The sequence below is a fragment of the Mesorhizobium sp. B2-9-1 genome (assembly GCF_006439455.1).
Lineage (GTDB): Bacteria > Pseudomonadota > Alphaproteobacteria > Rhizobiales > Rhizobiaceae > Mesorhizobium.
In genome coordinates this window covers 70,602-95,878 of sequence record NZ_VFTP01000007.1, presented here as the reverse complement: position 1 = coordinate 95,878, position 25,277 = coordinate 70,602, and the positions used below count along the sequence as shown (strand labels likewise).

23 protein-coding genes and 1 tRNA gene are annotated in these 25,277 nt (G+C 64.6%); 6 read left to right on the top strand and 18 right to left on the bottom strand.

Annotated features, from left to right (window positions below; translation table 11 throughout):
* The first annotated feature begins 2 nt into the window (after nucleotides 1–2).
* Nucleotides 3–881 carry an alpha/beta hydrolase gene (locus tag FJW05_RS15310; RefSeq protein ID WP_140633486.1) on the top strand — a complete coding sequence of 293 codons (879 nt, stop codon included), beginning with the start codon at nucleotides 3–5 and terminating at the stop codon, nucleotides 879–881.
* A 69-nt stretch (nucleotides 882–950) separates the two neighbouring features.
* On the opposite strand, the gene FJW05_RS15305 is transcribed toward FJW05_RS15310, so the two are convergent.
* Nucleotides 951–1,481 (bottom strand): VOC family protein, encoded by a 531-nt coding sequence (locus FJW05_RS15305; protein ID WP_140633483.1) that lies wholly within the window; start codon nucleotides 1,479–1,481, stop codon nucleotides 951–953.
* 112 nt (nucleotides 1,482–1,593) lie between these two features.
* Here FJW05_RS15305 and FJW05_RS15300 point away from each other — a divergent pair, with 112 nt between their 5' ends.
* Complete coding sequence (locus FJW05_RS15300) at nucleotides 1,594–2,475, top strand: LysR family transcriptional regulator (RefSeq protein ID WP_140633480.1); 882 nt, start codon at nucleotides 1,594–1,596, stop codon at nucleotides 2,473–2,475.
* 320 nt (nucleotides 2,476–2,795) lie between these two features.
* The gene (locus tag FJW05_RS15295; protein ID WP_140633476.1) at nucleotides 2,796–3,326 is read left to right on the top strand and encodes a dihydrofolate reductase family protein; all 531 of its coding nucleotides are present in this window, start codon (nucleotides 2,796–2,798) and stop codon (nucleotides 3,324–3,326) included.
* 123 nt (nucleotides 3,327–3,449) lie between these two features.
* Here the strand turns inward: FJW05_RS15295 and FJW05_RS15290 are convergent, their stop codons facing one another.
* The 3 genes from FJW05_RS15290 to FJW05_RS15280 are packed head-to-tail and all read right to left on the bottom strand — an operon-like array spanning nucleotide 3,450 to nucleotide 8,586.
* The gene (locus FJW05_RS15290; RefSeq protein ID WP_140633473.1) at nucleotides 3,450–4,100 is read right to left on the bottom strand and encodes a 4'-phosphopantetheinyl transferase superfamily protein; all 651 of its coding nucleotides are present in this window, start codon (nucleotides 4,098–4,100) and stop codon (nucleotides 3,450–3,452) included.
* Nucleotides 4,097–4,576, bottom strand: a complete 480-nt coding sequence (locus FJW05_RS15285) for a GNAT family N-acetyltransferase (protein ID WP_246673447.1) — start codon at nucleotides 4,574–4,576, stop codon at nucleotides 4,097–4,099. Before FJW05_RS15285 ends, FJW05_RS15290 begins: the two co-directional genes overlap by 4 nt.
* A complete protein-coding gene (locus FJW05_RS15280) occupies nucleotides 4,573–8,586 on the bottom strand; it encodes a Pls/PosA family non-ribosomal peptide synthetase (RefSeq protein WP_246673445.1) in 4,014 nt (1,337 codons plus the stop codon). The genes FJW05_RS15285 and FJW05_RS15280 overlap by 4 nt, the downstream gene beginning before the upstream one ends.
* Before the next feature lie 949 nt (nucleotides 8,587–9,535).
* On the opposite strand from FJW05_RS15280, the gene FJW05_RS15275 reads away from it, so the two are divergent.
* On the top strand, nucleotides 9,536–9,946 hold the full coding sequence (locus FJW05_RS15275) for a hypothetical protein (RefSeq protein WP_140633468.1): 411 nt from the start codon (nucleotides 9,536–9,538) through the stop codon (nucleotides 9,944–9,946).
* 76 nt (nucleotides 9,947–10,022) lie between these two features.
* Here FJW05_RS15275 and nuoB read toward each other — a convergent pair whose 3' ends face one another.
* From nuoB to FJW05_RS15220, 11 genes are all read right to left on the bottom strand, one after another.
* Complete coding sequence (nuoB, locus tag FJW05_RS15270; RefSeq protein WP_140633465.1) at nucleotides 10,023–10,562, bottom strand: NADH-quinone oxidoreductase subunit NuoB; 540 nt, start codon at nucleotides 10,560–10,562, stop codon at nucleotides 10,023–10,025.
* A 4-nt stretch (nucleotides 10,563–10,566) separates the two neighbouring features.
* On the bottom strand, nucleotides 10,567–12,090 hold the full coding sequence (locus tag FJW05_RS15265) for an NADH-quinone oxidoreductase subunit C (RefSeq protein ID WP_140633797.1): 1,524 nt from the start codon (nucleotides 12,088–12,090) through the stop codon (nucleotides 10,567–10,569).
* Between the two features lie 20 nt (nucleotides 12,091–12,110).
* Nucleotides 12,111–13,562 (bottom strand): hydrogenase 4 subunit F, encoded by a 1,452-nt coding sequence (locus FJW05_RS15260; protein ID WP_140633462.1) that lies wholly within the window; start codon nucleotides 13,560–13,562, stop codon nucleotides 12,111–12,113.
* Nucleotides 13,559–14,221, bottom strand: coding sequence for a hydrogenase-4 component E (locus tag FJW05_RS15255; RefSeq protein WP_140633459.1), 663 nt, complete (start codon nucleotides 14,219–14,221; stop codon nucleotides 13,559–13,561). The genes FJW05_RS15260 and FJW05_RS15255 overlap by 4 nt, the downstream gene beginning before the upstream one ends.
* A complete protein-coding gene (locus FJW05_RS15250; RefSeq protein WP_140633456.1) occupies nucleotides 14,221–15,177 on the bottom strand; it encodes an NADH-quinone oxidoreductase subunit H in 957 nt (318 codons plus the stop codon). The genes FJW05_RS15255 and FJW05_RS15250 overlap by 1 nt, the downstream gene beginning before the upstream one ends.
* A complete protein-coding gene (gene hyfB, locus FJW05_RS15245; protein ID WP_140633453.1) occupies nucleotides 15,168–17,186 on the bottom strand; it encodes a hydrogenase 4 subunit B in 2,019 nt (672 codons plus the stop codon). The genes FJW05_RS15250 and hyfB overlap by 10 nt, the downstream gene beginning before the upstream one ends.
* Complete coding sequence (locus FJW05_RS15240) at nucleotides 17,183–17,494, bottom strand: helix-turn-helix transcriptional regulator (protein WP_140633450.1); 312 nt, start codon at nucleotides 17,492–17,494, stop codon at nucleotides 17,183–17,185. The genes hyfB and FJW05_RS15240 overlap by 4 nt, the downstream gene beginning before the upstream one ends.
* Before the next feature lie 306 nt (nucleotides 17,495–17,800).
* Entirely contained in the window at nucleotides 17,801–18,697 is an 897-nt protein-coding gene (locus FJW05_RS15235) for an RNA polymerase sigma factor (RefSeq protein ID WP_140633447.1), read from the bottom strand.
* A 48-nt stretch (nucleotides 18,698–18,745) separates the two neighbouring features.
* Nucleotides 18,746–19,066 carry a hypothetical protein gene (locus tag FJW05_RS15230; RefSeq protein WP_246673444.1) on the bottom strand — a complete coding sequence of 107 codons (321 nt, stop codon included), beginning with the start codon at nucleotides 19,064–19,066 and terminating at the stop codon, nucleotides 18,746–18,748.
* Nucleotides 19,067–19,223: 157 nt separating this feature from the next.
* Complete coding sequence (locus FJW05_RS15225; protein WP_140633444.1) at nucleotides 19,224–20,879, bottom strand: FAD-binding dehydrogenase; 1,656 nt, start codon at nucleotides 20,877–20,879, stop codon at nucleotides 19,224–19,226.
* A 39-nt stretch (nucleotides 20,880–20,918) separates the two neighbouring features.
* Nucleotides 20,919–21,905, bottom strand: a complete 987-nt coding sequence (locus FJW05_RS15220; protein WP_140633441.1) for a Gfo/Idh/MocA family oxidoreductase — start codon at nucleotides 21,903–21,905, stop codon at nucleotides 20,919–20,921.
* Nucleotides 21,906–22,477: 572 nt separating this feature from the next.
* Between FJW05_RS15220 and FJW05_RS15215 the strand changes: the two genes are divergently transcribed.
* Both FJW05_RS15215 and FJW05_RS15210 read left to right on the top strand, forming a co-directional pair.
* Entirely contained in the window at nucleotides 22,478–22,660 is a 183-nt protein-coding gene (locus FJW05_RS15215; RefSeq protein WP_140633438.1) for a hypothetical protein, read from the top strand.
* A 137-nt stretch (nucleotides 22,661–22,797) separates the two neighbouring features.
* Nucleotides 22,798–23,538, top strand: coding sequence for a GNAT family N-acetyltransferase (locus FJW05_RS15210; RefSeq protein WP_140633435.1), 741 nt, complete (start codon nucleotides 22,798–22,800; stop codon nucleotides 23,536–23,538).
* Between the two features lie 63 nt (nucleotides 23,539–23,601).
* On the opposite strand, the gene FJW05_RS15205 is transcribed toward FJW05_RS15210, so the two are convergent.
* The 3 genes from FJW05_RS15205 to FJW05_RS15195 all read right to left on the bottom strand — a co-directional run bounded on the left by FJW05_RS15205 (nucleotide 23,602) and on the right by FJW05_RS15195 (nucleotide 25,208).
* Nucleotides 23,602–23,871: a hypothetical protein gene (locus FJW05_RS15205; RefSeq protein WP_181164966.1), complete on the bottom strand. Its 270-nt coding sequence runs from the start codon at nucleotides 23,869–23,871 to the stop codon at nucleotides 23,602–23,604.
* A gap of 293 nt (nucleotides 23,872–24,164) precedes the next feature.
* A tRNA-Leu gene (locus FJW05_RS15200) sits at nucleotides 24,165–24,249 on the bottom strand.
* 338 nt (nucleotides 24,250–24,587) lie between these two features.
* Nucleotides 24,588–25,208 carry a 2,3-bisphosphoglycerate-dependent phosphoglycerate mutase gene (locus FJW05_RS15195; protein WP_140633429.1) on the bottom strand — a complete coding sequence of 207 codons (621 nt, stop codon included), beginning with the start codon at nucleotides 25,206–25,208 and terminating at the stop codon, nucleotides 24,588–24,590.
* Between the last annotated feature and the right edge of the window lie 69 nt (nucleotides 25,209–25,277).

Sequence of the window (25,277 nt, the reverse complement as noted above, 5' to 3'; positions counted from 1 at the left end):
CGATGACTGAGCAGGTTCTGCAACTCGCATCAGGGCGACGCGTGGGAGTTTTCGAGACAGGGAAGCCCAACGGTTCAGCCGTGTTCTACATGCATGGGTTTCCCTCGAGTCGCCTGGAAGTGAAGCTGATCGAGGATCAGGCCGCCGAAGCAGGCGTGCGGCTCATCGCGCTCGACCGGCCCGGTATCGGCAAGTCCTCGCCTGTGCACCGCTTCGGGATCATGCAATGGCCGGCAACAGTCGACGAGGTTGCCGATATGATGGCGATCCGGCGCTATTCGGTTCTTGGGTTTTCCGCCGGCGCGGCATTTGCACTCGCTTGCGCCGCAGCGACACCCGACCAGGTGGTGCGCTGTGTGCTGATCTCGCCGGTGGCGCCGGCGACCGTTCTTGCAACTGCCAATACCGGCATCACGCGGCTCGCATGGCAGATCCTTCAGATTACGCCTGATGCTCTCTTGTGCCCGCTTCTTTCGTTCAGCCTGCGTGGCATCGCTCATGCGCGTCCTGCTCAACTGGCGGACATGCTCGCCCACAATGCCGAGCGACTCGGCGTCGGCGACCGCGCTGCGCTGCAGGATGAGGCGGTGCGCCGGGCCTTTGCCGCTGCCGTCGCCGAAGGCTACGTTCAGGGGCCACGCGCCAACCAGGACCAGGCCATCGCCCTGGCGCATCCGTGGGGCTTTGACCTGGACCAAATCGACCTTCCCGTCCGCATTTATCACGGCGCGCACGACCAGATTATGCCTGCCGAGGCCGCGCGGGCTCTTGCCGCGGGCCTACGTCACGGAACATTGTTCATGCAGCCCGAAGGACACATATCCACGCTCGTCCGGTGTGCTGCGCCTGCGTTGAAGAGCCTGGGAGCCGAGCTTCGATAACCGCTCCTGGCGGCGCAAAGCGGACCTTCGTTGCGCCGCGCCAGCCTCTCGGCACGACAAGCCGCAGACTTATCTTTCCCCCTCCGGCGGCACGGACGATCCCTCGCTGGCCAGATTCTCGACATCGAGGGGACTGTTGACGATCTTCAACGAGCCATCGGCGTTGCGCGGCCATTCCTTCTCGGGCCTATCCCAGTAGAGCTCGACGCCGTTATCGTCCGGATCGCGGAGATAGATCGCCTCCGTGCCACCGTGGTCGCTGGCGCCGATGAGTTGCACGCCCGCGGCGCGAAGGCGGCGGAACGCGCGGCCGAGCGCGGCTCGCGTCGGATAGACGAAGGCAATGTGATGGAGGCCGGTCGATCCTTCGGGCGGCGGCGAACCGCCCCGGCTTTCCCAAGTGTTGATCGCGAGGTGATGGTGATAGCCGCCGGCCGCGAGGAACGCGGCCTCGTCTTCAAGCAGCCCTTGCAGGCCAAAGCCAAGCACACCGCAATAGAAAGCGAGCGATCGCTCAAGATCGGCGACCTTCAGATGAACATGCCCGACGCGGACGCGCGGGTCGATCGGTTCGCTGTCGGCATTGATCGGCCCTCTCATTGTTCAGCTCCCTGGCGCTGTCTTCCGATATCGAAAGCAGATTGCGGAAACTGTTTCGCCACAAGACGGCACAATCTGGAATCATCATGCATGATTCTGCATAATAGTTGGCATGCGCGTCGACGAGATCAGCGTCTTTGTCCAGGTGCTGGAGGCAGGCAGTTTTGCCGCGGCTGCCCGCAGGCTGCGCATGCCCGCCAGCACCGTGAGCGCCAAGGTGGCGGCGCTGGAACAGCGCCTCGGTACCGGCCTGATCCAGCGGACGACCCGTAAGCTCCGCGTCACGCCTGCGGGCCAGGCCTATTTCGAACGGTGCCGCGCCGGGCTTCGTGAGATCGAGGCAGCCGAGGCCGCGATCATGTCGGGGGCAAGAAGCCTGAACGGCCTGCTTCGGCTCACGGCGGCCGTCGACATCGCGCAAAGCCTGCTGCCGCCCATCATCGGCGCGTTTCGCGAAACGTTCCCGATGGTGAAAATCGAGCTGATCGTGACGGACCGGATCGTCGACATGATCGCGGAAGGCGTCGACCTCGCCATCCGCGTCGGCCCGCTGCGCGATTCGAGTCTGGTGACCAGGTCTTCCGTCACGGGGCCGTCGGGATTGTTCGCAAGCCAGCACTATCTCGACCGGCGCGGTGTCCCCGTTCATGTCGACGATCTCAAGCACCACGACCTGATTGGATTCGGCAAGCCTTGGGCCCACCCGCTGCCGCTGCTGATGGGCAGCCGGAAGATCGGCGTTGATCTATCGGGCGAGCTGACCTGCGATGACCTGTTGACGGTCAGAACCTTTGTCGCCATGGGGCTCGGCATCGGGTTCCTGCCGGCTTTTTTCGCGGACCAGCAACGGCTGGTGCGCGTGTTGCCGGCCCTGCATTCGCCCCTGACCGGACTCTATTTCGCCTACCCCGCCCAGAAGTTTGTTCCGGCGCGTGTCAAAAAGTTCATCACCTTCGCGGCAGCCAGCGTGAAGCGCCTGCACCTGCATCCGTGATCTTGGCGTTGCGCTGTATTGAGTAGCCAGGCCATTTTGTGTGCGGTGGGAAGCACGGGAGCCAATGTCATAGCCCTGCGACGAGCAGCAGCGCCCATCTTCACCTTCCGGTGCGCCCAATCAATTGTTCTGCACCGGGGGCGCAGCGTGGAAGTCCACGTGTCGGCCGAGCCTCGCTTGACAGCCAGGCCCGCCGGGGAGGTCGGAGTACCCGGCAGATATGCATCTCAAAAACCAATTGCAAAATAAAATCGGTCGGCCTAACCTGAACCGATTGCACAACGCAAGCAGATCGCGCGAATGCATATCAGGAACAGGCAATGGCCAAGCTCGTGTTCGGAATGAACCAGTCGCTGGACGGCTACGTCGATCACACGGCCTTCGGGCCGAGCCCCGCGCTCTTCCGCCATTTCATCGAGGAGGCCGAGCGTCAGGCGGGCAGCATCTACGGTCGCCGCATGTATGAGATCATGCGCTACTGGGACGACGAGCATCCTGAATGGGATGCCGAGCGACTTGCCTATGCGGCGGCGTGGCGGAACCAGCCGAAATGGGTCGTCTCGCGCTCGTTGAAGTCTGTCGGGCCCAAGGCCAGTCTTGTCGAGGGTGATCTTGAAGGCGCTATCCGCAAGCTGAAAGCCGAGCGCGACGGCGAGATCGAAGTCGCCGGCCCGGATTTGGCGCGAAGCCTCACCGAACTGGGCTTGATCGATGAATATCGGATCTACCTGCACCCCGTGGTGCTTGCTCACGGCAAGCCCTATTTCGCCGGGCCCCGGCCGCCGCTGCGCCTGATCGCTCATGATCGGATCGGCGAGGATGTGATCAGGTTGACCTACGTTCCTACCTGATCTCGCGACGTCCTCTGGTGCTGCACCAGACTGCTTATCCGAGGCTCGCAGTTCAGTTCGAATCTTCGGGCGCCATTCGTGTTCAACGTCCACTCTGAATGGTCGGGGCAGGGCTCGGCGCGCCTATTCCGCATAAGCCAGCGCCAGGATTCTGGGCGAGATGGTGAAGCGCACGGTCAACCGATTGCCGGATGAAGTGACCGCCTCGCCCGAGGTGAGATCGACGGCGATGTCCTCAAAGCCCAGCACCCGGCCGTCGAGCGGAAACGAGGCCTTGTAGACCGCTTCCTTGATCGCGAACAGAATGCGGCTGCCCAGGCGGGAATCAAGATCGCCCAGGCAGTCTTGCGGCGTTGCCACCATGTCTCGGAGGTCGTGCGGCAAAGGCAGGGCAGGCTCGATGTCGACGCCCACGCTTCTCATCGCGTCGGATCGCGCGGCGACCGCCACGGCAAGCTCGTCGTCATGCGCGATTGAACCGACGATACCTCCAGGCCAGATCGGGTTTCCCAATTGGCCCCGCAAGACGGCGAGATCCGCACATCTCAGCCGCCGCAGCAATTCGTGCGCGACCCGACGGCCCGCTCCAGTGGCGGCACGCGCCCTTTGTTCGCGCGTGGCGATGGAAGCGCCTTCCGCCGGCAGTAGGTATTGTTCGTCGCCGGCACGAACGAGACGGCAGCCGGTGACGAGGCCGGGCGGCGCGAGGCCGGCCAGCGCCTGCTCGACGGCGCTCTCGATGTCCGGTCGCGCGTCGTCCGGCCGTGTGATCACTTGCTGCTCAATTCGAGCACGGCAATCATCTCGCCATCCTCGTCCAGTCCCGTCTCGACGAAACCGAAGCCGGCATAGAGCCGGCGCGCCGCCTCGTTGTCCGGTTCGTAGCAGATCGAGACGCGGCGTATGTGGCCGAGCTGCGCGATCTCCTCCAGTGCCCCGGCAACCGCGGCACTGCCGAGGCCCTTGCCCTGTTCGCGGCGGTCGATCATGAAACGATAGATGATCGCCTCGTCATCGTCCTCCGGAGCGCTGTACATCAGGAATCCGACGACGCGCCCGGCCGCGACTACAGCGCGTGCGAGAGCCTCGTCATCCTCCCCGGCCTCTTGCAGCGAGTCTGCATTCGAGGCGACGAGGCCCTGCTGCTCGGGCGTCAGCTCGAGCGCCAGGATCGCCGCCCGGTTGTCCTCGCCGACGGGCCGCAGGACGACCGGGCGGTCGCCAGTCCGCGCTTGGGCGGAACGTTTCACTGTTTCTGCCCGATCTTGATTGCGCGCGCGTCGATCGGCGTCACCACGCCATAGAGCTTCGCCGGGTTGCCGCGCCACACGGTGTTGGGCTCCAGCACTTCGCCCTTCATGACGAAGCAATCGAGGTCCGCCACAGATCCCTCGCCCATTGCAACCGCGTAGTGGATGAAGGCGGCGGGGGCGAGCGTGCAGCCATTGCCGATGCGGATGTAGTCGGACTTAAACGCGCCTTCCTCCAGCGAATGCGCCTGGATGACGCAGCCCTCGTTGAGCGTCGCGTCGTCGCCGATCTCCACCAGCGACCGCTCGGTGATGATGCTTCCCCCATCATAGACGCGCCGCCCGACCTTCACGCCCACCAGACGCAGGATCAGCGGCCTGAACGGGGTGCCGGTGAATAGGCCCATGATCGGCGAGTCGGACAGTTTCCAATGGCGTTCGTGCCGCCAGAAGACCGGGTCGTAGATCGTGGCCATCCTGGGCTTCAGTCGGCGGAAACCGAGGCTGACACGTTCCAGGAAGACGTAGAACGGAATGCCGATCGCCGTGGTCAGCACCACCGCCACGAACAGCGCCGTCTGCTCCCAATCGTTATAGTAGTTGAGCGCCCTGTCCCAGATGGCGAGCGTCAGGAACAGGATCAGCCACTGCGCAGCCAAGAACAGCAATGCGGTGACCAGATTGTGGAGGTTCTTCAGCGGCAGCCGGCGGTGGCGCTCCTTGTCGGAGATCAATCCGAGAAGCTCCTTGTCGCGGTTGACCATGCGCGGGATTTCGAAGGGCGGCGACCCAAGCAACCCGACATTCTCGCGCACGGGACCATCGACCGGTACATGCACCTTGGTTCCGAGCAGGCAATTGTCGCCGGTGCGGGAATCCGGCGAATAGATAATGTTGTTGCCGAAGAAGTTGCGCTCGCCGATCCGCGTGTGCTCGAGGCGGAAGGAATTGGCGGACTTCTGCATGTTGACCATGAACAGGCCGTCGGACACCATCGTTTCCGAACCGATCTCGCTGAGCTGCGGGTTTTCATGCCGCTGGTTGGTGCCGAAATTCGACCCGGTCTGGTTCACCTTGTTCAGCCGCCAGCCGATGGCGCGCAGATAGTAGACGATGGCCGAGCTGTCGCCGAACAGCACGTTCAGCAGTCGCACGTTGCTGACCAGCTCCAGCATCGATTGCAGCCAGTAGTGGAAGCCGTAGAGCGAATAGTCTCGGCCGGGCTTCAGCATGAGGTTGAACAGCCGCGGCACGATGGCCGCCAGCAGCACGCCGCCGATGATGAAGCCCGCCAGCGTCACCGTGGTGCCGATCGCCACGATGCCGATGGTCTCCTGATAGTCGTCGCCGACATTCTCCCAGTAGGTGTGGAACAGAAGCGGGAACGGCGTGACGATGGCGAAGAGGATGAAGAGCTGGATCGCCTCGTAGATGATCCGGCGCGCGTGCGACAGCGGCACGTTGGGAACCGTGCAATAGTCCGCCTCGGTCGGAATCGCCGGCGATCCGTGCCAGCGCTCGCCGGCAGGGATCGCCTGTCCGCGATGCAGCGACGAAGCGTGGCCCAGCTGGGCGCCGTCGCCGATGCGGGTGTCGATGTCCAACGTTGAGCCGACGCCGACGAAAGCGTTGTGGCCGATGTCGAGCGGACCGGTGTGGATGTAGCCCGCCTGGGCGCGGAAGCCCAGGATCATGGTATCCTTGCGCAGGATCGAGTTGTCGCCGATGCTGATCAGGTCGGTGCAGACCGGAACGGAGCGGCACTCGATGACGGTGCGGTTGCCGAGCCGGGCACCGAGCAGGCGCAAATAGAGGCTATATAGCGGGCTGCCGCGGAACAGCACCACCGGCGCGCTGCGGACCAGTGTCTTGACGACCCAGAAGCGATAATAACGCCAGCCCCAGATCGGGAACGTCTCGGCCTTCCAGCGGCCGACCAGCAGCCATTTGGCGATGATGGCAAAACCGCTCAGCCCGAAGAAGACGCTGGCGGACAAAAGAACGCAGCGCAGATAGAGCTGCACCGGGTCGTCCAGCGCGTCATAGACCCAGTTGAGCCCGTCATTGATCGCCCAGAGCGAGCCATAGCTGTAGAGCGCGTAGAACATGAGCTGCCCAAATCCCGTGCTCCAATAGGCAAAGCTGGAAGCCCGATGCGTCAGCATCGGCTCGCTCGCCGCAACCGCGGCCATATGCGGCGCACGCAGGTGCTCGGCGAGCTTGGCGACCGTGGGATGCAGGTAGACGTCGCGCATCGAGGTCGTCGACCAGGCCTTGCGGGAGCGGATGCGCGCGCAGAACCTCGCCATTAACAGCGAGTTCGCGCCGAGGTCGTCGAAGAAGTGGTCTTCGATGGAGATGTCCTCGAATTTCAGCACATCCTGCAGCGTGTCGACCAGGAACCTCTCGTCCTCGTTGCGCGGGTCGATCATCGCATGGCCGGCCGCGACGCGCGCGCTGGTCGGCTTTGGCAGCTTCCTCAGATCGACCTTGTTGGAGACGGTCATCGGGATCGCGGGCAGCTGCTCCAGATAGGCCGGAACCATGTAGTCGGGCAGCCGCTGCTTGAGTTCGCGCACGAGCATGGTGCGATCCACACTGTCGCCTCCGCTCCTGGGGGCGTAATAGGCGACCAGTTCCGTGCGCTCGGGCTCGATCTCCCACGTCGTGACCGCCGCCTGCGCGATGCCCGGCTGTTCCAGCAGCACGGCCTCGATCTCGCCCAGCTCGATGCGGTAGCCGCGGATTTTCACCTGCGTGTCGATGCGGCCGTGATATTCGATCTCGCCCTTGTCGTTGATGCGGCCGAGGTCGCCCGTCCGGTAGATGCGGCCGCCGGGATTGTTCGGCAGACCGATGAAATCCTTGATGAATCGCTGTTCGGTGAGTTCCGGCCGGTTGAGATAGCCTACTGCCACGCCCATGCCGCCGATGCAGACCTCGCCCAGCCGGTCGCCGGTCAGCACGTTCGGCTTTTCGGGGTCGAGAATGGCTATCGAATAGGTGGGCAGCGGCCTGCCGATGGTCACCGGTTCGTCCGGCGTCAGCAAGCCCATGGTGGCGGTGACCGTCGCCTCGGTCGGGCCATAGGTGTTCAGGATCTGGCGGCCGGGCTTCGCCCAGCGCATCACCAGCTTTTGCGAGCAGGCTTCGCCGCCGACCAGGATCGTGCGCAGGCTGGGCGCGTCGCTCTCGATCGACGACAAAAGCGTCGGACTGGAGGCCATGCAGGTGATGTGATGCTCGCGCAGGAAGCTGGCCAGCTCCTCGCCCACGAGGGGTTGCTGGCCCGGCGCCGGCACGACCGTGGCGCCGGCGGCAAAGGGCACCCAGATCTCCTCCGAGGAGAAGTCGAAGGCGATGGTCATGCCCTGGTACACGCGGTCGCCCGGCTGGTAACCGTAGGATGCCGCTGCGACGCGGATGAAGTTGCAGAAGCTCTGATGCGTGATGACCACGCCTTTCGGCTTGCCCGTGGTGCCGGAGGTGTAGAGAATGTAGCAGGTCTGGTCCTGGCTGCCCTCCGGCAGGGGCGCCGTTTCCGGCTTGAGGGCGATTTCGGATTCCGCCGAGTCGATCGAGATATGCGGAACCGGCAGGCGCGCCACGCGCGCGGCATAACCGGAGACGCTGATCACCATCGTGACATTGGCGTCCTCGATAATCATCACCATGCGATCTTCGGGGAAGGCGGTGGCTAAAGGGACGAAGGCCGCCCCGGCCTTCATCACGGCAAGGATAGCGATATAGGTCTCGGCCGAGCGGTCCAGCAAAAGGCCCACCCTGTCGCCTGGCCTCACGCCGCGCTCGATCAGCAGATGCGCGAACTGGTTGGCCCGGCTGTTCAGCTCGCGGTACGACCAGGGCCGGCCGCCGGAAATCACCGCCGGTGCTGCGTCGAAGCGGCTCGCCAGATCGCCGAAGAAGCGGTCGAGCCTCTCATGCGGCTCGCCCTTATGGATGAAATCGGGGCCGATCAGGATCTGGTCGCGCGGTGGCGGTTCCGTCACTGTTTTGGCTTTGGGCGCGTTTTTCTTGGCGGGCTTGCTTGCTTCATTCAGAGACATTGGAGGACCCACGAGCTCGTGACGGCTCGCACTATGCCGTGATTGGCGAAAAGACAATTGGCTGACGATGATGGGCCAGTTGATTTGCCTTTGCGGCGGATTTGAGATGCGCCGCACTTTGATGCCGCCGCTTGGAGGCGTGCCGCCTTTTTCAAGGCGCCGCTGCCGTGACAAGCCCGAACGTTCTCGCTAGCCGATGATTGGCGCCGCGCCTGCCGAACTGAGCGATGTCAGCGCGCATGGCTCCAGGCCGTTGCATAAAGATCGCGTAGTGCTGACGGGTCGCCTCGTCGAATTCTGCCGGCGTCCCCGCGAATCCGTTCCAGAATCTGTCGAGGTCAACGCGTTCGCCGCCAAGCACGGGGATCGCCTGACAGACGTGAGCTCTCGTTCCGCCACTCGAAGTCATGGTTCTTGGCGTGAGAGATTGTGATGATCTCCGTAAAAATGGCCCTCCCCTGGCCTGCTATTGTTACGCCTGTGTTGCCGATCTTGGCGGAGACAGCAGCACAACTCCTGTTCTCAGGCTGGGGCCGGCGCGTATCTTGCCGGCCTGAGCCTGATGCTTTGTCTCGGCATTAAAATCGACTACTTACTCGCGCGATGCGGTTCAGCGAACCGTGTCCTCTTCTCGGGTTGAAGTCTTGGTGAACACTAGGAAATCTTTAAAGACTCCCTGATAGCTATATGCTCTATAGAATCGTTACGGACCTGGACCTCGGCATGTGCCGCCACATCTGCAGTCCAGCCAGGTCTTGGAGGATTGCATGCGGCGCGCCCCGTTACCGATGCATTTCAAGGTCGTGCTGAACATTTCAGCATTCGTCGCGTTGCTTGCAATCCTAGGTACGGTCACCATCTGGCGTCTGGTCCATCATTGGAAGGACTGCCCATGAACGATCCGGCCGGAGCAGAAAGGCGGCGATGGGCCAGGCGGAGCATCAGTCTCGCGGTCCGGATGGTCTTCCCGACACACGGGCTAAAGGAGGTGACGGAAGCGACTTTCGATTTGCGCGATATTTCCGAGGGCGGGGCGTCCCTCTTTGTGGGCAGTATCGCGACGCCGGATTTTTTTTACCTTCAGTTGGGACAAGATGCGGCGGAACTAATCGGTTGTTACACCGTGAATCGTACGGCGGACACTGTCAGCTGTCGCTTCAATCGGCTTCTCGACGCGCGGGAAATCGAGCGCTTGATCGAGGAAAGCCGTATGGTTCGTGAAACGCTTGATACACTGTTCGATTCGCAGGCGTCGGACGAGCTCGATTCGCTGTTTGAGAAGGCCGGCGAACTCTTCTCGTGAGATCGGCACCTGTCCGATCCAAACGCGGATGGGCAAGCTTGCGCACAATGCGTAACGCGGCCGCGCTGCCTGCTTCTCAGCTCTTGGCGAGGCCCGCCCTTCCGTTGGCGCCGTCGAGCAAGGCGATCAATCGCTTGAGGATCTCGATTGGCGGCGGCGGGCAGCCTGGAATGTGCAGGTCGACCGGCACCACGTCCGACACGCCGCCGACGACCGCGTAGCTGCCGGCAAAACAGCCGCCGTCCTTGGCGCAGCCGCCGAGCGCCACCACCCATTTCGGGCTAGGCATTGCGTCGAAGGTCCGCTTCAGCGCCTCGCGCATGTTCTTGGTGACCGGCCCGGTGACCATCAGCACGTCGGCATGGCGCGGCGAGGCGACGAAGCGGAAGCCGAAGCGCTCGATGTCGTAGAAGGCGTTGTTGAGCGCATGCATCTCGAGCTCGCAGCCATTGCAGGAACCGGCGTCGACCGCGCGGATCGACAGGCTCCTGCCGAGCCGCCTGCGGGCCGTGCCGTCGAGAGCGCGCGCCAGCTCGTCGACCGCCGCGTCGCTGACTTGCGGCGGTCGCTCGGTCAGGGGCGGACGGATCAGGCTTTCGAAGAGCAGCTTGCGCATGGTTCTAGAGGTCGTGGCCGGAATAGGAGCAGTTGAACGATTTGTTGCAGATCGGGAAGTCGGCGACGATGTTGCCCTCGACCGCCGCTTCGAGCAGCGGCCACTGGAACCATGACGGGTCGCGCAGGTGGCAGCGCTCGACCCAGCCGCCCTCGCCGATGCGCAGCCAGGCAAGGATGTCGCCGCGGAAACCCTCGACCAGCGCCATGCCCTCGCGCGGTCCAAGCGCGGCATTGTCGGCCGTGTCGATGTCGACTCGGATCGGACCGCCGGGAAGTCGCCCGAGAATTTGCTCGACCAGCGATAGACTCTGCTCGACTTCGCGCACGCGGATCCAGACGCGCGCGTTGACGTCGCCCTCCTGCAGCACCGGCACATCGAAGGCGAGCTGGTCGTAAGGCGCATAGCCTGGGCTGCGTCGCGCATCGAAATCGCGGCCCGACGCGCGTCCGACATAGCCGCCGGCGGCATATTGGCGGGCGAGCTCGACCGTGAGCCGGCCGGTCGCCACCGTGCGGTCCTGCAGCGAGGCGGTGTTGTCGTAGAGCTCGACCAGATGCGGGAAGCGCTGCCTGATCTCCGCGACCAGGGACCGGATGGCGCTCGCCCCCGCCTCGCTCAGATCGCTTGCCGTGCCGCCGGGCACGATGCGGTCGCGCATCAGGCGATGGCCGAAGGCGGCGTCGGCGGCGCGCAGCACGCGTTCGCGCAGCACGCCGCAATGGGCGTGCATGATCGCGAAGGCGGCGTCGTTGCAGATGGCGCCGATGTCGCCGAGGTGATTGGCGAGGCGCTCCAGCTCGGCCATCAGCGCGCGCAGCCATATCGCGCGCGGCGGCGGCGTGATGCCGAGCGCGGCTTCGACGGCGCGGGCGAAGGCCAGCGAGTAGGCCACCGTGCTGTCGCCCGAGGTCCGGCCCGCCAGCCCGGCCGCGCGATCCACAGATGCGCCGGCCATCAGGCCTTCGATGCCCTTGTGCGCATAGCCCAGCCGCTCTTCCAGCCGCACCACCGTTTCGCCGCCGGCCGTGAAGCGGAAATGCCCCGGCTCGATGATGCCGGCATGCACCGGCCCGACCGCGATCTGGTGCAGGCTCTCGCCTTCCGCCGCGAGGAACCGATAGGAGGCGGAGGCCGCCGGCGCGCCGGGCTGCGCCGCCAGCGGATGCGAGACGCCCCATTGGCCGTGGTCGAGCCAGCGACGGGTGTCGGGCAGGCCTTGCGGCGCCAGCCCGAACAGGTCAGCGGCGGCGCGTTCCAGCCGCAAGGCGGGCGGATGATATTGGCCGACCGACGGGCAGCGGCCGCCGCGGCAATCCAGGCTGATGACGCCGATGTCGAGCGCCTCGTCGAGAAGCGCCATGTGCACCTTGTCCGGCTCTCCCCACAGGCCGAGCAGGCTCCAGCGGCCATTGGCGAGTTGCTCGACGGCGAGGTTCCAGACTTTCGGGGCCACCACGGCGCGCGGCCAGGGGACGTGATGCTCGATCCGGCGATCGGCCTCGATGAGGTCGGCGAGCGCGGGCATGTTCTTCCTCGCCATGCGCATCACCCCAATATCCCGGCGACGTGCTGGAACCATGCGACCAGCGGCCCCGGCAGATAGATGCCGGCAGCGAACACCAGGGCGAGGTGCGAGTACATCGGCACGTAGGACGCCTCGACCGGCGCCATGCCGCCGCGCGGCTCGCCGAAGGCAAGCCCCGTCAGCCGCAGCAGCAGCGCCCCGAAGGCGATCAGCAGCCCCAGCACCAGCGGGATAGCCAGCCACGGATGCCTGGCGAAGGTCGAGCTGACGACCAGGAACTCGCTCATGAAGATGCCGAGCGGCGGCAGGCCGGCTATCGCTACGACGCCGATGACGAGCGCCCAGCCAAGCCCCGGATGGCTTTCGGTCAAGCCCCTGATCTCGGAGATACGCTGCGTGCCCTTGACCTGCGCGATATGGCCGACGGCGAAGAAGATCGCCGACTTGGTCAGGCTGTGCATGACCATGTGCAGCAGGCCGGCGAAGTTGGCGAGCGGGCCGCCCATGCCGAAGGCGAAGACGATGATGCCCATATGCTCGATCGAGGAATAAGCGAACAGGCGTTTGATGTCGCGGCGGCGGTAGAGCATGAAGGCCGCGAAGATCAGCGAGGTCAGCCCCATCGTGACCATCAGCGGTCCGGGGCCGATCGCCTGCGGGCTCGCCGCGAGCAGGAGCTTGAAGCGCAGCACGGCATAGAGCGCGACGTTGAGCAGCAGGCCCGACAGCACCGCCGAGATCGGCGTCGGGCCCTCGGCATGCGCGTCGGGCAGCCAGGCGTGCAAGGGGGCAAGGCCGACCTTGGTGCCATAGCCGAGCAGCAGGAAGATGAAGGCTACACTGAGCAGCGCGGGATCGAAATGCGCCGCCTTCTCGATCAGCACCGACCAGACCATGGCGTTGGTGCCCTCGCCGACGACCGGCTGGGCGGCCATGTAGACGAGGATGGTGCCGAACAGGGCAAGCGCGATGCCGACGCTGCCGAGGATGAAATATTTCCACGCCGCTTCCAGCGCCTCATGCGTGCGATAGATGCCGACCATCAGCACGGTGGTCAGCGTGGCGAGCTCCACCGCGACCCACATCAGGCCGATGTTGTTCGACACGAAGGCGAGGTTCATGCCGAACATCATGATCTGGTACATCGCGTGGTAGAACCTGAGGTTCGGCGCGGTCAGCCGGCCGGTCTCCAGCTCATGCGCGATATAGGAGGCGCTGAACACGCTGGTGGTGAAGCCGACGAATGTGTTGAGCACGATGAAGACGATGTTGAGATCGTCGACGATGAGATATTGCCCCGGCGCCGGCCGGTCGGTGACGAACAGCGACAGCGCGGCGAGCAAGGTGAGCAGGCTCGCTATCATGTTGACGATCGCCGTCATGCGGTAGTTCGGAAATGCCGCCAGAATGGCCGCGGCGCCCGCCGGAATGAAAAGGATCGCGGCCACGGCGTCGAAGGAAAACCCGCTCACCGGCGTTCTCCCCGGTAGTCGTCGAGCGCGCCGACATCGACCGTATCGAACCGCTCCCGGATGCGGAACAGGAAGACGCCGATGACGATGAAGGCGATGAGGATCGAGAAGGCGACGCTGATCTCGACCACCAGCGGCATGCCCTTGGCGCCGGTGGCGGCGAGCACCAGGCCGTTCTCCAGCGACATGAAGCCGACGACCTGGCTGACGGCGTTGCGCCTCGTCACCATCACCAGCAGCCCCAGCAGGATGATCGACAGCGCGAAGGCGAGATCCTCGCGGGCGAGCGGGTCGGCCTCGGGCGTCACCCTCAGCATCAGCACCATGGAAAGCGTCACCAGCCCGATGCCGGCGAGCATGGTCGGGCCGATGCCGACGGCGGTCTCGATGTCGCGATGGATGCCGAGCCGCTGGATGATGCGGTGCAGCCCGACGGGAATGACAATCGCCTTGAAGACCAGCGCGATCGCCGCGGTGATGTAGAGGTGGTGCGCGTCCTGGATATAGGCCTGCCATGCCACCGACAGCGCGAGCACGACCGCGTGCAGGGCAAAGACGTTGATCAGCGCGAACAGCCGGTCCTGGTAGAGCATCATGAAGGAGATCAGCACCAGGCTGCCGGCGAGCAGATGGGCGATGTCGAAGGTGATCCCGCTCATCACAGGCTCCGCGAGACGAACAGCAGGAGCGTGCCGAGCAGCGCCAGCATCAGTGCTGCGCCCAGGAAATCCGGCACGCGGAAGACGCGCATCTTGGCGACGGCCGTCTCGAACACGGCAAGCAGGAGGGCCAGCACCGCGAGCTTGCCGAGATAGGCGGCGGCGCCGATGGCCAGCGATTGCGGCCCCGCCCCGGCGTTCGCCAGTCCCCAGGGCAGGAAGACGCAGGCGATCAGCGACATGTAGAGCAGCAGCTTGATGAAGCTGGCGAGCTCGATCATCGCCAGATGGCGGCCGGAATATTCCAGGATCATCGCCTCATGCACCATGGTGAGCTCCAGATGCGTGGCGGGATTGTCGACCGGCATGCGCGCATTCTCGGCGATCGCCACCATCACCAGCGCGATCAGCGACATGCCGAGCGACACCCGCAGTCCGACCTCAGGCGAACCCATGAAGGCGGCGACCGTCGAAAGCTGCGTCGCGCCGGCCACCAGCGCCAGGCTGAACACGATGAGCAGCATCGCCGGTTCGGCGAGCGAGGCGATCATCACCTCGCGACTGGCGCCGATGCCGCCGAAGCTGGTGCCGACATCCATTCCGGCCAGCGCCTGGAAGAAGCGCGCGCTGCCGAGCAGCGCCACGATGGCGATGAGATCGGCGGCCCAGCTGAACTCAAGACCGGAGGCGAAGGTCGGAACCAGCGCCGCCGCGACCCAGGTGGCGGCGAAGATCAGATAGGGCGTCACGCGAAACAGCCAGGACGCGTTGTCGGCCAGCACGACCTCCTTGCGCATCAGCCTGACGAGATCGCGATAGGGTTGGACCACCGGGGGTCCCTGCCGCCGCACAAGCCTCGCCTTCACCTTGCGCACGAAGCCGATCAGCAGCGGCGCCAGCAACAGCACCGAAAACATCTGCACGCCCTGCACGGCCAGCTCGAGCATCAAGGCCATAGCGCGAGCACCAGGAGCAGGATGACGAGGTAGAGGAAGACCAGCGTCAGGTAGCGGCGGATGGTCAGGAACTGCAGGTGGTTCAGCCGCTCGGTGGCGAAATCGATCGCGCCGGCGATCGGCTGGTAGAATATCTCCCAAGCCACGTCATGCATATCCACCCTGAGGCGCGCCGGATCGAGGGAGCCCGGCGCCGGCATCTCCACCGTCTCGCGGGCGCGGAACGCGAAGCTGCCGAAGACGCGGCGAATGGGCTGCGCGAAGCTGACGGCGGTGTATTGCGCCGCCGGCACCGCATCCGCGAAACCGCACCCCCATGCAATGCCCCGGCGCAGCGCATGCGAGGCGAAGCGGTGAATGAAGAAGGCCGCGAGCGACGCCGAAATGGCGATGAAGCCGAACACCAGCAGGCCATTATAGGAGCTGCGGCTCTCGGCGATCGGCACGATCGACAGCCAAAGCTCAGCCACCTGCACCGGCATGCGGTCGCCGATAAGCGAAAGCGTCACCGATGACAGGCCGTCGATGACGAGGCCTGGCAGGATGCCTGCGAGCAGGCAGAAGGCGGCAAGCACGGCCATCGCCGCCAGTGACCAGCGGTCGACCTCATGCGCCCGTTCCACCGCCGCCGACCGCGCCCGGCCAAGGAAGGTGATGCCGAATGCCTTGACGAAGCAGGCCGCGGCCAAAGCCGCCGAAAGCGCCAGCAGGCCGCCGACCGCGGGCACGATGACCTTCAGACCCCATTGCGGCAGCTCGGGGCTGCGCAATATGGCCTGGAAGACCAGCCATTCGGAGGCGAAGCCGTTGAAAGGCGGCAGCGCCGAGATCGAGACGCAGCCGATGAGGAAGACGAAGCTGGTGACCGGCAGGCGATGGATGAGGCCGCCGAGCTTTTCCATGTCGCGTTCGCCGGTCGACGTCAGCACCGCGCCGGCGCCGAAGAACAGCAGGCTCTTGAAGAAGGAATGGTTGAGCACATGGAAAAGCGCCGCCGTGAGGGCCAGCGCCGCCGCCGACGGCATGGCGTTCGCCTTGAAGGCGAGCGCGAGCCCGAGGCTGGCGAAGATGACGCCGATATTTTCGATGGTCGAATAGGCGAGCAGCCGCTTCAGGTCGTTTTCCATCAGCGCGTGGAGGATGCCCAGCACCGCCGTCGCGCCGCCGATGAGAAGCACGGCAATGCCCGACCACCATGCCGGTTCGCCAAGCAGGTCGAACACCACGCGGATGAAGCCATAGATGGCGACTTTGGTCATGATACCGCTCATCAGCGCCGAGACGTGGCTGGGTGCTGCCGGATGGGCAAGCGGCAGCCAGGCATGCAGCGGCACGAGGCCGGCCTTGGAGCCGGCGCCGAGCAGCATGAGACCCAGCACCGCGCCTGCCGCGAGCGGGCCTGGGTGCGCAGCCCGCATCGCGTCGAACGCATAGGTCCCCGCCGGTCCTGCCAGTAGGCCGAAGGCAAGCAGCAGCGCCATCGTGCCGAAGCTCGCCATCACCAGGTAGATGGTGCCGGCGCGCCGGTTGGCCTCGTCGCGGTGATGCGCCATGACCAGCGCCCAGGAGGCGAGCGACATGAATTCCCAGGACAACAGAAAGCTGAAGGCGTCGTCGGCCAGCACGACGAGGTTCATGCCGGCCAGGAACGCCGGATAGAACGGCAGCACGCGATGCGGCGCGGATTCGTGCCGGCCGTAGCCAAGAGCATAAAGGCTGGTGACGGCGCCGCCCAGATTGACAACGACGAGGAAGAACGCCGACAGGCTGTCGAGGCGGAACCGGGCGCCCGTCCACGGCAGGCCGAGCGGCAAAGCGATGGCGGGCGCCTCGCCGGGGTTGCTGGCGAGATGGCCGGCGACGATCGCTAGCACGGCAGCTGAAATGACAAACGCGGCGCCATAGACCAGCCGCGTCGCGGCAGTGTGCCGGCCGGCGGCTGCGCCCAGTATAGCTGTTGTCAGAAGCGCGGCAGGGCCGCACAGCAGAAGCGCGACCGTCGAATTCACGGCCGGCTCCCGCTTCGTTCGGCCCCGTCGCCATGGGCTTCGGATGCCTTGGCCGGATCGAACCCGGCCTTCAGCCGCACGCCGCGTCCGCCGCCCTGGCTGACCGCGCCTTCCCCAATCAGCTCGATGCCGGCGATCTCGAGCGCCGCGATCAGCTTCATCAGCGAATCGACATTGCCCCGGATGATCGAGCCGCTCGCTTCCATGCGCTGGATCGTCGGCACCGACAGTCCGGACAATTCGGCAAGCCGGCGCTGATCGATGCCGAGCAGCGACCGAGCGGCGCGCAATTGCGGTGCGGTTATCACCGACGACTCTCTCGTTCAGTTCTGAGATATGAGGTATCGGTGCTGTAGCCTATATTAAAACGTTCCATCGTCAAGGAATGATGTTTGAAACATCTGTGTTGACGGTAGCTGGCCTGCCACAGCGCAGGATGAGGTCGGCCACAGTCCGGGCGGCGCGGCGAAGGTCGGGATTTCCGGCGGGCGAAGCTCCGGCACGGTGATGAGAACGGCGAACACGCGGTTCGAGAACGCGTACAGCCGCTCGAGCCGGAGGGAAACTCGGTCCGGTCGTGGGAACAGAAAAGCAGTGTTAGCGCGGTGTCGGCGTCATGCCCGCTCGCTTGGGACGAACAGGATGTCAGCCTCGGCGACACAATAAGGGACGTGCCGGAAATCGCGGATGCGCACGACCTCATCGCCGCGCCAATCGATCAGCATGAAGCCGCGCACCGCATCGTGCGCCTGCGGGTTGCGGATCAGGATCGCCGGCTGGCCGTCGACGAAGCCGAGCGACAGGGCCCAGTCGCCGAGGCGGTCGTAATTGCCGAAATAGGTCGAGGCTTCCTTCTTGCCGTTGAGGCGGGCGCGATTGAGGACGTCGACCTGGATGTCCTCGGCGATCAGCGTCCTGACCCCGTCGAAGTCGCGTTCATTGAACAGGTCGATGTAGCGGCGCAGCCGGCGCTCTTCTTCGGGATCGAGCCTCGGCACCGCCACGTCGTCCGGTGCCGATGCCAGCGCCTTCAGCTCCGCCCGGCCGCGATGCAGTGCCGCCTTCGTGGCGGCTACAGTCGCGCCCGTCACCTCGCAGGTCTCATGCAAGCTGAGGCCGAGCACATCGACCAGGATCACGGCGCTGCGCTGCGCCAGCGTGAGCCGCATGAAGCTGCGCAGGCTCGCCGCCGCCGCCAGTCTCGCCCCGGCGTCGGCGGAGAGATCTTCTATTTCGGTCATGTCGGCCTCGGTCATGCGCGAGCGCTCCCGCTGGCGGCGGCGCAGATGATCCTGCGCCGCATTATGGGCGATGCGGAACAGCCACTGCTCGGGACGCTCGACCGTGGCGCCGCCATCGTGAGCAGCAAGCGCCTTCACCACCGCCTCCTGCACGATGTCCTCGCCCTCGACTGCCGAGCCGGCCATGCGGGCGGCATAGCGGTGCAATTTCGGCCGCAGGCCGACAAGCATGGCCTCAAGCGCCGCGCGGTCGAATTTCGATGTGATCATCGTCCTCGTTCTCTCAGTCGGCGGCTCGCCGGCGATACCGTGTCCCGGTCAGGCCGGCACGGTCTCGTCGGCGTTCGCCAGCATATGATAGTTGCCGACGATCTTCGCCGGCGACCGAACCAACGGTGTCGAGCGCCGCTCGGCGTGATCGGCGCCGAAGGCCTTGAAAGCGTCGAGTCCGGTCAGCGCCGAACTGTCTTTTTCATAACCGACGATGTGGACGAATTCGCCGTTGTCGAGCTCAAGCACGAGATAGCGCACGGATTGCGGCTTCGTTTCATCCAGCGCCTCGAACACGTTTGCCACCAGCGCCCGGTTCTCGGCGATGCTGGCGTCCTTCACGCCGTAGCGGATGAGATTATAGGTCATGGTCGTCTCCTTCGGTTGGTCAAAGGAAGACGTTTCGGATGGGCGAAAAGGATTCGCAGGTCGCGAAAATCTTTTTGAACGCGTGGGCAAAATACGCGTTCGCGATCCTTCGCGCCCCTCTGTCCTGCCGACATCTCAATTATGGCATAGCTTCTTCTCAGGCGACCGCCTTCGCCGCGGCCCGCCCGGCGCTGCGCCCCGAAAAAATGCAGCCGCCGAGGAAGGTGCCTTCCAGCGCCGCATAGCCATGCACGCCGCCGCCGCCGAAGCCGGCGACCTCGCCCACCGCATAAAGCCCTGGCACCGGTTGCCCATCGGCGTCCAGCACGCGGCTGTCGAGATCGGTCTGCAGCCCGCCCAGCGTCTTGCGGGTCAGGATGTTGAGGCGCACCGCGATCAGCGGGCCGTTCGCCGGATCCAGCATCTTGTGCGGCTTGGCCGTGCGGATCAGCCTGTCGCCGAGATAGGCGCGCGCGCCGCGCAGCGCGGTGACCTGGGCGTCCTTGGAGAACGGATTGTCGAGCTGCATGTCGCGGGCGCGGATCTCGCGCTCGACCTGGGCGACGTCCAGCAGCGGCTCGCCGCCGGCCAGCGCGTTCATGCGCGCCACCAGTTTCGCAAGATCGGCCTCGACGATGAAATCCTCGCCCTTTTCCATGAACGCCTTCACCGGGCCGGGAATGCCTGAGGTCGCGCGGCCCAGCACCTGCCGCCAGCTTTTGCCGGTGAGGTCGGGGTTCTGCTCGGAGCCCGACAGCGCGAACTCCTTCTGGATGATCTTCTTGGTCAGGATGAACCAGGAATAGTCGAAACCGGTGCTCATGATGTGGCTGAGCGTGCCCAGCGTGTCGAAGCCCGGATAGAGCGGCGCCGGCAGCCTTCTGCCGCGCGCATCGAGCCAGATCGAGGAGGGGCCGGGCAGGATGCGGATCGCGTGCTCGGTCCAGATCGGCGCCCAGTTCCTGATGCCCTCGACATAGTGCCACATGCGGTCGCGATTGATGATCGAGCCGCCGGCCGCCTCGGTGATCGCCAGCATGCGGCCGTCGACATGATCCGGCACGCCGGTGATCATCCGCTTCGGCGGCGCGCCAAGGCGTTGCGGCCAGTTCTGGCGCACCAGCTCGTGATTGCCGCCGATGCCGCCGGAGGCGACGATCACCGCTTGCGCATGGAGCTCGAAATCGCCGGCCCTGTCACGAGAACTCTTGCGGCCGCGCTCCACCGTGCTTGGCTGCAAGACGTCGCCACGTACGCCGCTGACCGTGTTGCCGCTGCGGGTGACTTCGTTGACCCGGTGACGGAACCTGAACTCGACCAGCCCGCGCTTCTGCGCCTCGCGCACGCGCAGCACGAAAGGCTCTAGCACGCCGGGCCCGGTGCCCCAGGTGATGTGGAAGCGCGGCACCGAATTGCCGTGGCCGACGGCATTGCCACCGCCGCGCTCGGCCCAGCCGACGACGGGGAAGAATTTCAAGCCACGCTCGATCAGCCAGGAGCGCTTCTCGCCGGCGGCGAAACCGACATAGGCTTCCGCCCATTTGCGCGGCCAGAAATCCTCCGGCCGATCGAAGGCGGCCGTGCCCATCCAGTCCTCGAGCGCGAGGCCGTGCGAATCGCGGATGCGCATGCGCCGCTGCTCGGGCGAATCGACCAGGAACAACCCGCCGAACGACCAGAAGGCCTGGCCGCCCAGCGACTGTTCCGGCTCCTGGTCGACGATGATGATTTTCTTGCCGGCCTCTGCCAACTCCGTCGCGGCGACGAGGCCGGCCAGCCCCGCGCCGACAATGATCACGTCCGCGTCAGCCATTTTTCCTCCCAGAACTAGCCGGCAACTTATTGCAAAGCCTCAGACGGGCTCCCAGCCGTCTTTGTCACCGGCGCGGAAGATGGCGTCGATGACTTTCTGGTTGAGCACCGATTCCTCCAGCGTGAAGACGCGGTCCTTGCCGCCTTGCGCGGCACGCACGAAGGCCTCGCATTCCAGCCGGTATTGCTGCGTGCCCGGGAAGCGGAATACCTGCGCCTCGCTGTGGTTCTGGTTGTGCAGCTCGATGCGGTGGTGGTCGTAGAGACCGGCATTGAACGGGGCGAAAACCTCGATGAAACCCTTCTCGCCGTGGAACACCATCACCTGCCGCGCCGCCATCTGCGTCGACAGGTAGAAGGACAGCTCGAAATCGCCGAAATCGGCTCGGATCGAGGAATAGATGTCGGTGCCGAAAGTCTTGTCGCGCTCGATCGTCGCCTGCACCCGCAGCGGCTCCTTGCCGGTCGAAAAGCGCGTCGACACGGTCGGATAGACGCCTATGTCAGGCAGCGCGCCGCCGCCGAGATCGAGCTGGTTGCGCATGTTGTTGGGGTCGACATTGTAATAGGAAAACGCGCCCTGCACATGGCGCAGCCGGCCGATGGCGCCGCTTGCGATCAGGTCGCGCACCTTGATCCATTGCGGGTGATAGACGACCATGAAGGCCTCGCAGACCAGCACCTTCTTCTCATCGCGCAGCTTGCTCAGCGGCGGAATGTCCTTGGCGTCGAGCGCCAGCGGCTTCTCGACCAGCACATGTTTTCCGGCCTCGATTGCTTTTGCCGTCCATTCGACATGCTGGGAGGTGGGCAGCGGGATGTAGACGCCGTCAACCTCCTTGGAGGCGAGCAGTTCCTCATAGGAGCCGAAGGCATGACGGGCGCCGAAACGCTCGCCCAGCGCCTTGGCTTTCGACAGGTCGCGGCTGGCGATCGCCGACAGGACGCCGTTCTCCGAATCCACGATTGCCGGCAAAAGCTGCTCGCGACCGATCTTCGCCGTCGACAGAACACCCCATCGGAACATCACGCTTCTCCGTGTCGGTTTACAGGCGACGAGGTTTGCCTGAAATCGGCGGAAAAGCCAATGCGTGAGGCAGCGCGCCGTTCCTCGCCCCACGCAGTGGGCTACGGCATGCACACATTTCCAAGCGGCTGGTCTTTGGCGATAGCCTGCTTGTCAGCTTGGCGCATGCATTGTCTTATGTAGCGCTGGTCGACCCCCACTCCGTCTCGGCTTCGCCGAGCCACCTCTCCCCGATCGACGGGGTAGAGGAAAGGCGCCAAGCTTTTTGCCGTCAATGCCAGTCCAGCAACGCTCCCCTCCTTTCCCTCCGGAGGGGGGAAAGGTGGCGCTGCGAAGCAGCGACGGATTGGGGGAACCACCTGGCAATCAACGCCTTGGCCTGATCGGTCACGCCAGTCTCAGAAGATGTGTGCATAGCTTAGACAAAGTGGGGAGAGCTGACCGCGCAGCGGACGAGAGGGGGCAGCGCTGCCCTTTGCGATGCAGCAGATCGTCGTCCGTTAACCGAATCGGAAGGAGATGTTTAACGCTTCGTCTCTATGTCCGGCCCGGGGAGGCACAACAGAGCGAGCATGATGAACGACAGCCCTGAAAAGCGAAACGAATGGCGCGCCATCTTTTACGTGCAGGCGCGCGTCGCCATCCTGTTTGTGCCGGTTGTGCTCAGCCTTCTCCTCATCGGCATCTTGGCCGGCAATGAGCGCAAATCCGTTCCCGATGCCGTCGATCCGACCGTGACGAGCTCGGTGAAATAGCCGTTCGGCTGATCGACGGCTTTCACCCGGTAAACGCTTTCGCTCAACAAAGGCATGATCATGCGTGTTCCGCGGGATCGTGCGCGCGTTCAAAGTCGACGCTGGACCAATGCCGTCGAATCGTTAAGCTGTGCCCGATGACCGCTGACTGGCTCCGTACGGACTATCGCACGCTGTTTCGACTGGGCCGCGACGGACGGATTGCCGGCGAGAACGATCCAGAATGTTCACCGGGGCCGCTGCTCTGGCTGGCGGGCTGCGCCTCCGGCAACATCTTCGGATTGCACGCCGATCTGCCCGACGACCTGGCGGGCGAGCTAGAGGGGCTCCTCGCCACCGAGCCGCCGTTCATGCATCCTGCAACACCAAGACATTTTGAACTCTACCTAGCGCTCCTCGGCGGCGGTGACCATGCGCGGCACAATTTTGGTTTGATCTACGACCTGCCGCACGACCATCCCTATGCCAACGGGGTGCAGCTTGTCGGCAGCGACTCCGATGATGGCCAGGCTATAATCCGCTCCTGGAAGGCGGAAGGCGTGCCGGAAGCCCTGTTCGAACTCGGCTTCCGCGAGGTGGCGGACTTTTGGGCGCCATGGTGTGCGGCTCTCGTCGGCGGGGATGTCGCTTCCATCGCCTTTGCGGCCCGGCTAGCGGACGCGGGCGCCGAACTCGGCCTGGCGACGGTCAAAGCCTTCAGGGGGCGAGGCCTTGCCGCCTGCGCGACAGCTGGATGGTCCCGGTTGCCAGCACTCCGTTCTCGCACCTTGTTCTACAGCACGGACCGAGACAATGTCGCATCGCAGCGCGTCGCTGCCCGCCTCGATCTCAGGCTTCGGGCGGCCAGCTTGCGGATCAGCGAAGGCAACCAGGCATAGCGAATCGCTCGCAAAAAAGATCGAGCGTTTAAAGTGAAGGGGCCGGCCGGCTTGCCCGCACTCTCAAACAAACTTCGGGATCGGGCCGTTCTGCGGCGTCGTGTCTTCGCCGAGATCGATGAACACCTCGTCGACAAAGCACCAGCCCCAGCCTTCCGGCGGGTCGTAGCCCTCGATGATCGGATGCTGCGTGGCATGGCACAGCACGATCGGCAGGTGGTGCGGGTTGACATGAAAGCGCTCGATCAGCGTCTTCGCGCAAGCGTCGGTTTCGGAATCGAGAGCGAGATGGGGAAGCCCGCTGCGGCGCAGAAAACCCTGAAGCCGCAGCACGTCGCCATTGCCGGCTCGGGCTTGACACGAGAATCCTGCCGAGACGCGGGTCATATAGTGCAACGGAGCAGAATTCTGTGACCGCTGCAACGCCTCGACGTCACGGCATGGATTCCAGGGTCTGCGCGCGTCGCTTCGCTCCTTGCTCCGCCCTGGAATGACGAAGTTCGGAAGCTTACGGCTAATCGCGAACGTTGAGACTTGCACCCCGTTGGCAGTCGGGATCAAATGGCGACCCCTTCGCTCTCGGAGCTCCGGGATGGCCTGCCATCCGAAGCTCGAAGAGCGAAGGATGGTGCCCAGAAGAGGACTCGAACCTCCACTCCTTGCGGAACACGGACCTGAACCGTGCGCGTCTACCAATTCCGCCATCTGGGCTGGTGGGCGCTCATGTAAGCGGGCAAACGGTATGTGTCAACGCGCTTTTTTCGTCAGCGTTGGCGCTGCCTCTCATTGCCGTTCTTGCAACGCTGGCGATTGGCGAAACCGGCGGCGGGAGCTTCCCTCTCCCCGTCACTATACGGGGAGAGGATGCCGGCAGGCAGGTGAGGGGCGGCGCTGGCGCTGGTCGGGTGGGGTTCCGGTTCTCGCTTTGAGCCCGGACGAGTTAATCGCCGAAGCCGGCGCTGCCCCTCATTGCCCTGCCGGGCATTTCTCCCCGTATAGTGACGGGGAGAAAGGGCTGGCCGAGGCGCCGGCGCCCTTCTTGCAACTCCTCAGCCCTCCAGCACGTCCTTCTTTGCCACGGTTGAATCGGCATTGAGCTTGTAGATGACCGGCACGCCGGTGCCGAGCTCGAGCTTGACGATCTCCTCGCCCGACTTGCCGTCCAGCGCCATGATCAGCGCGCGCAACGAATTGCCGTGCGCGGCGACCAGCACGGTCTCGCCGCGCAGCACATGCGGCTGCACCTCGTGCAGGTAATAGGGCCATACGCGCGCGCCGGTATCCTTCAGGCTTTCGCCGCCGGGAGGCGCGATATCGTAGGAGCGGCGCCAGATATGCACCTGCTCCTCGCCCCATTTCTTGCGCGCGTCATCCTTGTTGAGGCCGGAGAGGTCGCCATAGTCGCGCTCGTTGAGCGCTTGGTCGCGGATCGTCTTCAGCTCGCTCTGGCCGACGATGTCGAGGATGTGCTGGCAGGTCACCTGCGCTCGCTTCAAGGCAGACGTGTAGGCGATGTCGAATTTCAGACCGCGCGCCTTGAGCTTCTCGCCGGCGGCAAGCGCCTCGGCTGTGCCCTGCTCGGTCAGCCCGACGTCGCGCCAACCGGTGAACAGGTTCTTCAGGTTCCATTCGCTCTGGCCGTGGCGCACGAGCACGAGAGTTCCCGACATGTTTGCTCCTATAGAATGGTTGGATTTGAGCAATTCCAGGAAAAGTGTGTAGCGGTTTTCCGTCCGGAA